We start from the raw sequence: 9,644 nt of genomic DNA on the forward strand, positions 1-9,644 counted from the left end.
TTATTGCGAATACGCAGGCCGCACCGCCCTCACCTCGATGGCCCGCACCGCCGGAGCGGCTCCCGTTTCGACGAAGGTTCCTCAGATGTGGGGCGTCCAAGCGTGGGGCGCCGCTCCGCTCGTGCTCGGCCGCGTCGTCGAGAACCCGGAGACCGTGGCCACGGCCATCAGGATCGGAAATCCGGCGTCGTGGAAGTACGCCGAGGCGGCCCGCGACGATTCGCGGGGCTGGATCGACAGGGTGACTGACGAGCAGATCCTTCAAGCTCAATCGATTCTCGCCGCAGAGACGGGCGTTTTCGTCGAACCGGGGTCGGCCGCTTCCATCGCCGGGCTTTTGCAGGCCGCGGAACAAGGGAAGGTGCCCGAAGGCGCGACTATTGTGTGCACCGTCACGGGCAACGGCCTCAAGGACACGGCCACCGCGCTCGAGGGGCGCGAACTGTCCTTCGACCCGGTTGCGCCCACTCTTGAGGCGGTCGCATCCGCTTTGGATTTGTGATGCGCATCGTGCGGGCGACGGCGGGAGTGAGGGTTCCCGCCACATCGGGAAATCTAGGGCCGGGATTCGACTGCCTGGGGCTCGCCCACAACGTGTGGGACGAAGTCCACGTGCGGTTGACCACCGGGGCCACGCGCGTCCATATTCTGGGCGAGGGCCGGGGCACGCTCCCCACCGACGATTCCCACCTCATCGTCAGGGCGATGAGGCGCGGCTTCGACGCCGCGGGGCTCCCGCAAGCCGGAATTGAGCTCAACTGCCGCAACGGAATCGCCCAGGGAAGAGGACTCGGATCGAGCGCGGCCGCAGTTGTCGCGGGGCTTATGCTCGTGCGAGGCCTTGTCGACCAACCCGAGCTTTTCGACGACGACGCAGTCCTGCGCCTCGCCACGGAATTCGAGGGGCACCCCGACAACGCGGCGCCCGCGCTTCACGGCGGGGCGGTTCTTTCGTGGATGGCGGACGAGGGCCCCAAGGCTGTGAAGATCGACGTCGCAAAAGAGATAAAGACCACCCTTTTGGTTCCCGATGCGGAATTGGCCACCGAAGCCGCGCGCTCTGTTTTGCCCTCCGATGTGCCCCATGGGGATGCGGCTTTCAACGCGTCCAGGGCGGCCATGCTGGTTCTTGCGCTTCAAGGGAGGCCGGACTTGCTCCTCGAGGCGACTGGCGACCGCCTGCATCAGGGCTATCGGGCCGATTCCATGCCGGAATCGGCTGAAGTCCTTCGGGCTTTGCGGGAGGCGGAATGGCCCGCTGTCATTTCCGGGGCGGGCCCTTCGGTGCTCGTTTTTGACAAATTGGATCGGCGCACGCGGGATCTTCTCGCCGCCCGGGGGTTCAGATCGATCACCGCGGGAATCGGCAGCGGCGCGCGCCTCATCGAAGAATCGCGAGGGAGTGACGCAACGGTCCGTTAAAATTCGGTGGACTCAGAGGAACGTGGAAAGGAGAAGACGCGCCGGTTGGGGAGAAGAACTCGCCGGGAACTTCCTTAAAATGTAGGTGTCGATAGAAAATGCTGCTATTCTAGAACCAGCTCGGAGAGACCAGAGGCGTCCCCGGCTATTCCCTTCACCGAAATTACGCACATTCGGTGTTATTCCCCCACAAGTCGATTGTCGACACAGGCCGACAATCCGAGGAAGGAACCTCGTGAGCCAAATCAACCTGGGCGCGGTATCGACCATGCGCCTGCCCGAACTGCGGGAAGCGGCTAAAGCTCTGGGTCTTGAGGTTGACCCGAAAGCCAAGAAGGCAGATCTTGTCGCCGCGATTCGATCCGTAACGGGACCGGCGCGGCGCGGACGCCCGCCCAAAAACAGGACCGAGATCAAGGTGCGCTACGAAGCCCCCAAGATCAAGGCCGACCCCGCCAAATCGGCTTCTGGCGAGGCCAATCCGCTCGCCGGACGGGTCAATGCGACCCCTGCCCCCGCCGATGCGAATGCGGACAAAGGCGGCGACGCCGGCGCCTCTGCCGAAGCGAAGCCTGCGAAGGAAAAGGTCGAAACCAACACCCCGTTCGAATGGCCCGCCGCCCGGGACGCGCACAATCCGAGCGGCAACGGCGGCAATTCGACCGACGGCGGCAATTCAAGCGACAACGCCCAGGGCCGGAGCGGTGCCAAGACAGCCGGGCAGGATGGTTCCAAGCCCGGGAATCGTTCCGACGAGCGCGGCGCCCAGACGGCCGATCGCGGAAGCCAGGGAGCGGATCGCGGCGCGCAGCGGGCGCGGGTTCGCCGTCGCGGCCCTCGCGACGGCGAGATCGACATCGTTCTGCCCGAATCCAAGGGTTCCGAAGACAAATCCGAACATCTTTCGCGGCGTCAAAGGCGCGAACGCAACGAGCGTGTTGCGCGTGAGCGCGCCGAACGCAACAACGAGCGCAACGGCAGGGGAAAGAATCGCGACGACCGCGGGCGCGACGGCGGCATGACCGAATCCGACAAACGCGCGGCGCTTGACGCGATCGGAGATGCGGCTGAGCGCCGCGCCGGCGGGGAAGACACGGCGTCCGACCGTCGGTCGCGCAACCGCAACAGGAACCGCAATCGCGACCGCAGCGAGTTTCAGGAAGCCACGCAGCGCGACGACGAGGACCTTCTGCAAGTCGCCGGCATCCTCGACTTCGAGGGAAACAACGCTTTCCTCCGCACCGGAGGGTATCTTCCCGGCGGGAACGACGCAGCGGTCTCCCAGCAGATCGTCAAGCAGCACGGGCTGCGCCGCGGCGATGCCATCGTCGGCGCGGTTCGGCCGCGCACCGAAGGCGATCAGCACTACAACAATCGCAATCGCAACCGCAACCGCAACCATTACAACCAGCTCAACCAGCTCGTTCAGATCGACACGATCAATTCCCTCGACGTCGAACGTTCGCTCACCCGGCCCGAGTTCAACAAACTCACCCCGCTCTACCCGCAGGACATGCTCCGTCTGGAGACGACGCCGAAGGCCCTGACGCCGCGTGCGATCGACCTCGTCGCCCCGATCGGAAAGGGCCAGCGCGGCCTCATCGTCGCCCCGCCGAAGGCGGGAAAGACGATGGTCATGCAGCAAATTGCCATGGCAATTGCGTCGAACAACCCGCGCGTCCACCTCATGGTGGTTCTGGTTGACGAGCGCCCCGAGGAAGTCACGGACATGAAGCGCCTGGTCAAGGGGGAGGTCATCGCCTCGACCTTCGACCGCCCGGCCTCCGACCACACGATCGTCGCGGAGCTCGCCATCGAACGGGCCAAGCGCCTCGTGGAGCTCGGCCAAGACGTCGTCGTGCTTCTCGACTCGCTCACCAGGCTCTCTCGCGCCTACAACCTCGCCGCTCCCGCTTCGGGGCGCATCCTTTCGGGAGGCGTCGACGCCGCTGCCCTCTACCCGCCGAAGAAGTTCTTCGGAGCGGCCCGCAACATCGAAAACGGGGGGTCTCTGACGATCATCGCCTCGGCGCTGGTCGAAACGGGCTCAAAGATGGACGAGGTGATTTTCGAGGAGTTCAAGGGCACCGGCAACATGGAGCTGCGCCTCTCGCGCCAGTTGGCGGATCGGCGCATCTTCCCGGCGATCGACGTCAACGCCTCCGGCACGCGCCGCGAGGAGCTGCTCTTCAGCCAGGAGGAGCTCAAGGTCATCTGGCAGCTGCGCCGGGCCCTTGGAACGCTCGATGTGGCGGAGGCCTCCGATTTCATGCTTGGGCGTTTGCGCAAGACCGAGTCGAATGCGGAATTCCTCGTGCAGATCATGAAGTCGATGCAGGCGAATTGATCTGCGCTGCAGTCGACGCCGCGATTCGTCCGTCCTCCCACGGCGTAAGCGGATGTACAAAAGCGACGAGTTGTGTAAAAATAGCTCGTCGGCTTCCGGTTCACCGGTGTCGCGGCCGCAGGCGCTTTTCGCCCCGCGGCAAGGGCGGTCTCCCCTGAGAGGCCGTCCGCGCATCGGACCCGGGGCGTTCAACGATCCAAGGAGCTCAAATGAAGCGGGGAATCCATCCCGAATACCATGCCATCAAGGTTTCGTGCACGTGCGGCAACGAGTTCGAAACTCGTTCGACGATTGAGGGCGACCACCTTCGCGTCGATGTGTGCAGCGCCTGCCACCCCTTCTACACCGGCAAGCAGAAGATTCTCGACACCGGCGGCCGCGTGGCCAAGTTCGAGGCCCGTTACGGCAAGCGGAAGGCCAAGTAGTTCGTGCTCTCGGCGCCGACGCAGGAAATGCGTCGGCGCCGAGGTGTATTTTCTTTGAGAAGGAGCGTGGTGAGGAATGAGCAGTCAGATCGAGCTCGCCGAGCAGATGCTCGCCGAGCACCGCAGAATTGAAACGGAGATGTCCAGCCCCGAGGCGCTCTCGAGTCCCGAGAAGATGAAATCCCTCGGGCGCAGGTACGCCGAGCTGGGGCGGGTCGTGCGCGTTTATGAGGCCTACCGGCGCGCCGAGGCCGATCTTTCGGAGACCCGGGAGATCGTCGAAGCCGGCGGCGAGGACGCCGAGCTCTTCCGCCCCGAGCTGCCCGGTTCGCAAGAAGCTTATGCGCAGGCCGAGGCCGCCCTCAAAGACGTGCTCATTCCCCGCGACCCCGACGACGCCCGCGACGCCATTGTCGAAGTCAAGGCGGGGGAGGGCGGCGAGGAATCGGCCCTCTTCGTGGGAGATTTGCTGCGAATGTACGAGCGTTACGCCGAGCGGATGGGCTGGCAGACGCAGATCCTCAGCTCGATGCCCACCGAGCTCGGCGGCTTCAAGGACGTGCAGATGGCCGTCCGGCTGCGTTCGGCTCCCGAGGACCCCGCCGACGGCGTGTGGGCGCATCTCAAATTCGAGGCCGGGGTCCACCGCGTTCAGCGCATCCCCGTCACCGAATCGCAGGGCCGCATACACACCTCCGCAGCAGGAGTGCTTGTCTTCGCCGAGGTCGACGACCCCGGAGAGGTGGAGATCGCCGACGCCGACATTCGCGTCGACGTGTTTCGCTCCTCGGGCCCGGGCGGGCAGTCAGTGAACACAACGGATTCCGCCGTGCGCATCACGCATATTCCCACCGGACTGGTCGTCTCCTGTCAGGACGAGAAATCGCAGATCAAGAACCGAGAGGCCGCCATGCGCGTCCTGAGGGCGAGGCTTCGCCAGATGCAGCTCGAACAGCAGGCCGAGGAAAACGCCGCCATGCGCCGCTCGCAGGTGCGCACGGTCGATCGCTCCGAACGAATCCGCACCTACAACTTCCCCGAAAACAGGATCTCCGACCATCGCACGGGGTACAAGGCTTACAACCTCGACCAGGTTCTCGCCGGAGACCTCGGGCCTCTCGTCGATTCGGCTCGCGAGATGGACGAGGCCGAGCGGATGGCCTCCCAGGAGTGACGCGGAGAAGTTGGAATCGCCTGATTGCGGAGGCGTCCGCGCTTTTGGGCGACGCCGGAGTGGCCTCCCCGACGTCGGACGCCCGCGAGCTTGCCGAATTCGCGGTCGGCGTACGCCGCCTGCCGGACGCCGACCCGACGCCTGACCAACGCGCGGCGTTTTCGCGGGCCGTCGTGCGCAGAGCCGCCCGCGAGCCGCTCCAGCACATCACCGGGCGCATGTACTTTCGCTGGCTTGAGCTCGTCAGCCGCCCGGGCGCCTTCATAGTCAGACCCGAAACCGAGGCCGTTGCGCAAGACGCCGTCGACGAGGCTCGGCGGATCGCCGATCGGGGCGAGCGGCCGCGCGTCCTCGACCTGTGCACAGGATCGGGCGCCATCGCCCTCGCCGTGGCGACGGAGGTCCCGGGGTCCGCGGTCGTCGGCGTCGATGCCTCAGCCGAGGCTCTTCAAGTGGCGCGTGAAAACAACGCCGCCTACGGCGACCCCGTCGAATTCGTCCTCGCCGACGCGCTGGAACTCTCCGGCGCGAGCGAACCTGACGTGCGCGAAGATTCCGGCACGAGCGAACCCGACGCCCTCGAACCCGGCGGCGCGCGCGGAAAGTTCGACGTCGTCGTCGCGAACCCCCCGTACGTGCCCGCGCGCTGCGAACTGTCTCCGGAGGTTCTCGCCGACCCCGCCGCCGCCCTGTGGGGAGGCGGAGAAGACGGCCTGGACATGCCGAACGCCTTGGTCAAAAAGGCGGTTGGACTTTTGAAGCCGGGCGGGCTTCTGGTCATGGAACACGCCGAGGAACAGGCCGAGCCGTTGCGGCGCCTTGCGTTGAAGACGGGATTCGTCAAGGCGGAAACGGGAGCGGATTTAGCCGGACGCCCGCGATGGCTGCGAGCTCGGCTACCCTTAGATGAGCATTGAAGTTGGGAGGCGCGATGAGAGTCATCGACAGCGCGGACGCCGACGCCGCAAGGGCAGCGGCTGCGGCCGTTCGCGAAGGTTCGCTCGTTGTGCTTCCGACCGACACCGTTTACGGGGTCGGGGCCGACCCTCGGAGCCCCCGAGCCGTCGATCGCCTTCTCACCGCGAAAGGGCGCGGGAGAGACAAGCCCTCGCCCGTCCTCGTCGCCTCTGCGGTCCAGGCCGAGGGACTGGCGCGGGAGGCCCCCGACGTTGCGAAAGCTCTCATGGACGAGTTCTGGCCCGGCGCGTTGACCCTCGTCCTGCCCTCCGAGCGGCTTGGATGGGACCTCGGTGAGACGAACGGCACAATCGCGTTGCGGATGCCGAATCATCCCGTCGCCTTGGAATTGCTGAAAGCAGCCGGGCCGCTTGCCGTTTCGTCCGCGAATCTGAGCGGCCGCCCGCCCGCTGCGACTGTGGGCGAAGCCGTCGAGCAGCTTGGAGAGAAGGTCGCCGTCTACCTCGACGGCGGTCCGTGCCCGGGCGGAGCGCCCTCCACGATCGTGTCTTTCGACGGCGATCTCATGAGGGTTCTGCGAGAGGGCGGCATCGACAGGGGCGAGCTCGCCCGATTCGGAGATGTTGCCTAGTGCGCGTTTACCTTCTCATCATGGCGATCGCAGCCGTTGCGACGTATCTGCTGGTTCCCGTAGTCAAACGACTGGCGCTTTTGCTCGGCGCAATCACGCAGGTGCGCGAACGCGACGTGCACACCCTTCCCATCCCGAGGCTGGGCGGCGTGGCCATGTATCTGGGATTTTCTGCAGCCATCCTCATCGCCTCGCGAATACCCTATCTGTCGGGCGTCTTTCCGCGAGGTTCCGCGATTTGGGGTGTCTTGCTCGGCGCGGGCTTCATGTGCCTGGTCGGTGCGATAGACGACGTCTGGGAGCTCGTCTGGTACGCAAAGCTGGCGGGCGAGGTGCTCGCCGCCGGGACGATGGCATGGCAGGGAGTCCAGTTGGTGACCGTCCCCTTCATGGGGCTGACGGTCGGATCGACGCGGCTGACGCTCTTCATCACGACGATTGTCATGGTCATTGTGGCCAATGCCGTCAACTTCGTCGACGGGCTCGACGGGCTGGCCGCAGGAATCGTGGGAATCGCCGGACTGGCTTTCTTCGTCTATTCCTACACGCTCACGCGCGACGCCTCCCCGAGCGACTACGCGTCGGCGGCGTGCGTCGTGGTCGCCGCCGTCGTCGGCATATGCGCCGGTTTCCTTCCCCACAATTTCCACCGGGCCCGGATCTTCATGGGCGATTCCGGCGCCCTCATGCTCGGCGTGCTCATCGCGGCGGCGGGCATCCTCGTCACAGGGCAAATCGATCCGGCCAACACGTCGCCCGGATACGCCTTGCCCGCGGTGATGCCGCTTCTCGTGCCCGCCGCCGTGATTTTCTTGCCGCTCCTCGACTTCACGTGGGCGGTCGCCCGCAGGCTCGCCCGCGGGCAGTCTCCGTTCGCCGCCGACGCCGGCCATCTTCACCACCGGCTTCTGCGCCGGGGGCATTCCCACGCGGGCGCCGTCCTCATTCTCTACATGTGGGCCGCGATGGCCTCGCTGACCTGCGTGGCGCTCGTGAGATTTCCCGCGCGAATCGTCGGGACGGTCGCCTTCGTTTGCCTCATCTTCGGGATATTCGTCACACGGCATCAGTTCGGCAGGCGCGGGGACGACGCAGACGACGACACGCGGATCCCCTCGGCCGACGCGACGAACGCCCGCTCGCCTGCGGGAGGCGCCCGTCCTTCCGGCGCGGACGTCCGCTCTTCCCGCGCTGACGCCCGTCCTTCCGGCGCCGAGGGGGCGGAACTTGCCGTCCCCGAGCGGGAGGAAGGCGAAGAGCGGACGAAGGCCGCGGCGCCGCAACCGCCGCGAGGGCCTGCCCCGCCGGAGAGAGCTCGAGAGGCCGCTCCTCAGCGGGTGGGGGGAAAGCACGCCGATTCGCGTGACCCCGGGGCTCGCCCGGCTGATCCTCCGGAGTTCGGCGCGCCGTCGCGGCGCACTGAGCAGCCGCCCGGCGGATCGTTGCTGCCGCGATCCCGGCGCGCAGCCAGGCACAAGCTCATCCAGGTTGAGACGGAAGCCGACGTTCCGCGCGGCCCCGCGGCGACTCAAGAGCGCGCAGCGAGCTCGGAAGACGGCGTCGAACGCGTCGAGAGGCGCGCCGATGCGTGGCGAGGGGCGTAAGGCGGGCGGATGGCGGACGCCGACAGGACGCTGCGGACGATCGCTCTGTGGAACCTCGCTGCCATGGCCGTGCTCGGTTGCCTCGGAGCCTGCGTTTTTGCGGCTGCGGAAAGATTTGACGTCGCCCGCTCGATTGCCGTCGCCGCGGCGGCGGTCGGCGCGGCGGGCGCGCTCACGGCCGCGGCCGCCCGCCGGTGCTCGGGCGCGGCGATGGCTTTCGGCTTCGTTCTGAAAATGGCGGCGGTGCTTGGCGCCTTCACCGTCCTCGACAGCTGGGTGGGCCTCAATCGCAGAGCACTGGCCGCTGCAGTGGCGGTCGGCGTCGTCGTGTCCCTTGCGATCGATTCGTGGGGCGTGTTGAGGCGGCGCGAAGGCTTTGAATGGCAGGAAGGCCTCGAAGTGCGGGAAGCCTTTGGAAGACAGGAAGGCCTGGAAGTGCGGGAAGCCTTTGGAGAGCGGGAAGGCCTCGAAGGGCGGAACGCTGGAAGGAACGACGAGGCGGACGACTTCCCCTCTTGATGTCCTCCCTCCGCTTTGCTTGACGTCTTCCCTCCGTTTTGCCCGGCATTTCGGGTCCGTTTCGATCGACGGGGAGTGTCTCGCCGCTCCGGTTCGGCGGGCATGTGGCGCCTCTCTCGGTTCAGGGCGTAACATCGTGAGGTGTACGTGCTCGCGGGCATTCCCGCGAGTGGTGTATGGTGCGAATGAGACAAACCACGCTGCCGGATCAACGAAGGGGTAGGAAGTGTCGAACGCGTTCACGGCTCTGGCGAACGGCCGGGTCTTGGCCTCAGGCGACTTCGAAGCGCCGTCGATCGACGAGTTCTTTCCCGACCCCATCCTCTTCGGCGGGACGCCTTTTGCGATCAACCGGGTGGTCCTCGTCCGGCTCATCGCCGTCGCCGTGCTCTTCCTTCTCTGTTTCCTTTACTACAAGAAGGCGAAGCTCGTGCCCGGCCGCGCTCAGGGAGCTTTCGAATCGATTCTCGATTTTTCGCGCAATCAGGTGGGCCACGAAATCCTCGGGGAGAGGGCGAAACCGTATCAGCCGCTTCTGGCCACGATTTTCATGGGTTTGCTCTTCATGAACGTCACGGGCATCATTCCCGGGCTGCAGATCGCA

The 9,644-nt window shown here is 65.9% G+C and carries 10 protein-coding genes; all 10 read left to right on the forward strand.

Translation table 11 applies throughout. The features are described 5' to 3' along the window. The coding region (locus tag ACO48X_RS04220) for a pyridoxal-phosphate dependent enzyme (protein ID WP_485000884.1) at window positions 1-502 on the forward strand (502 nt) is incomplete at its 5' end. Then, window positions 502-1,422 carry a homoserine kinase gene (gene thrB, locus ACO48X_RS04225; protein WP_485000885.1) on the forward strand — a complete coding sequence of 307 codons (921 nt, stop codon included), beginning with the start codon at window positions 502-504 and terminating at the stop codon, window positions 1,420-1,422. The genes ACO48X_RS04220 and thrB, both read left to right, overlap by 1 nt. 268 nt (window positions 1,423-1,690) lie before the next feature. After that, window positions 1,691-3,769 (forward strand): transcription termination factor Rho, encoded by a 2,079-nt coding sequence (gene rho, locus ACO48X_RS04230; protein ID WP_485000895.1) that lies wholly within the window; start codon window positions 1,691-1,693, stop codon window positions 3,767-3,769. A gap of 209 nt (window positions 3,770-3,978) precedes the next feature. Further along, a complete protein-coding gene (rpmE, locus tag ACO48X_RS04235; protein WP_484992037.1) occupies window positions 3,979-4,194 on the forward strand; it encodes a 50S ribosomal protein L31 in 216 nt (71 codons plus the stop codon). Window positions 4,195-4,270: 76 nt separating this feature from the next. Next, a complete protein-coding gene (gene prfA, locus ACO48X_RS04240; RefSeq protein ID WP_485000886.1) occupies window positions 4,271-5,368 on the forward strand; it encodes a peptide chain release factor 1 in 1,098 nt (365 codons plus the stop codon). Continuing rightward, window positions 5,365-6,285 carry a peptide chain release factor N(5)-glutamine methyltransferase gene (gene prmC, locus ACO48X_RS04245; RefSeq protein ID WP_485000887.1) on the forward strand — a complete coding sequence of 307 codons (921 nt, stop codon included), beginning with the start codon at window positions 5,365-5,367 and terminating at the stop codon, window positions 6,283-6,285. The genes prfA and prmC overlap by 4 nt, the downstream gene beginning before the upstream one ends. 14 nt (window positions 6,286-6,299) lie before the next feature. Beyond that, window positions 6,300-6,917 (forward strand): L-threonylcarbamoyladenylate synthase, encoded by a 618-nt coding sequence (locus ACO48X_RS04250; protein WP_485000888.1) that lies wholly within the window; start codon window positions 6,300-6,302, stop codon window positions 6,915-6,917. Beyond that, window positions 6,917-8,521, forward strand: coding sequence for a glycosyltransferase family 4 protein (locus ACO48X_RS04255; protein ID WP_485000889.1), 1,605 nt, complete (start codon window positions 6,917-6,919; stop codon window positions 8,519-8,521). Before ACO48X_RS04250 ends, ACO48X_RS04255 begins: the two co-directional genes overlap by 1 nt. Before the next feature lie 9 nt (window positions 8,522-8,530). Further along, the gene (locus tag ACO48X_RS04260; protein ID WP_485000890.1) at window positions 8,531-9,040 is read left to right on the forward strand and encodes a hypothetical protein; all 510 of its coding nucleotides are present in this window, start codon (window positions 8,531-8,533) and stop codon (window positions 9,038-9,040) included. A gap of 226 nt (window positions 9,041-9,266) precedes the next feature. Next, a partial coding sequence (locus tag ACO48X_RS04265; RefSeq protein WP_485000891.1) for a F0F1 ATP synthase subunit A occupies window positions 9,267-9,644 on the forward strand: 378 nt, incomplete at its 3' end.

The sequence above is a fragment of the Peptidiphaga sp. genome, assembly GCF_057238965.1.

Bases quoted from the DNA above. Each gene is read 5' to 3' on its own strand.
- ACO48X_RS04260 (WP_485000890.1), top strand. From the start codon at position 8,531: ATGGCGGACGCCGACAGGACGCTGCGGACGATCGCTCTGTGGAACCTC.
- prfA (WP_485000886.1), top strand. From the start codon at position 4,271: ATGAGCAGTCAGATCGAGCTCGCCGAGCAGATGCTCGCCGAGCACCGC.
- rpmE (WP_484992037.1), top strand. From the start codon at position 3,979: ATGAAGCGGGGAATCCATCCCGAATACCATGCCATCAAGGTTTCGTGC.
- thrB (WP_485000885.1), top strand. From the start codon at position 502: ATGCGCATCGTGCGGGCGACGGCGGGAGTGAGGGTTCCCGCCACATCG.
- rho (WP_485000895.1), top strand. From the start codon at position 1,691: ATGCGCCTGCCCGAACTGCGGGAAGCGGCTAAAGCTCTGGGTCTTGAG.
- ACO48X_RS04250 (WP_485000888.1), top strand. From the start codon at position 6,300: ATGAGAGTCATCGACAGCGCGGACGCCGACGCCGCAAGGGCAGCGGCT.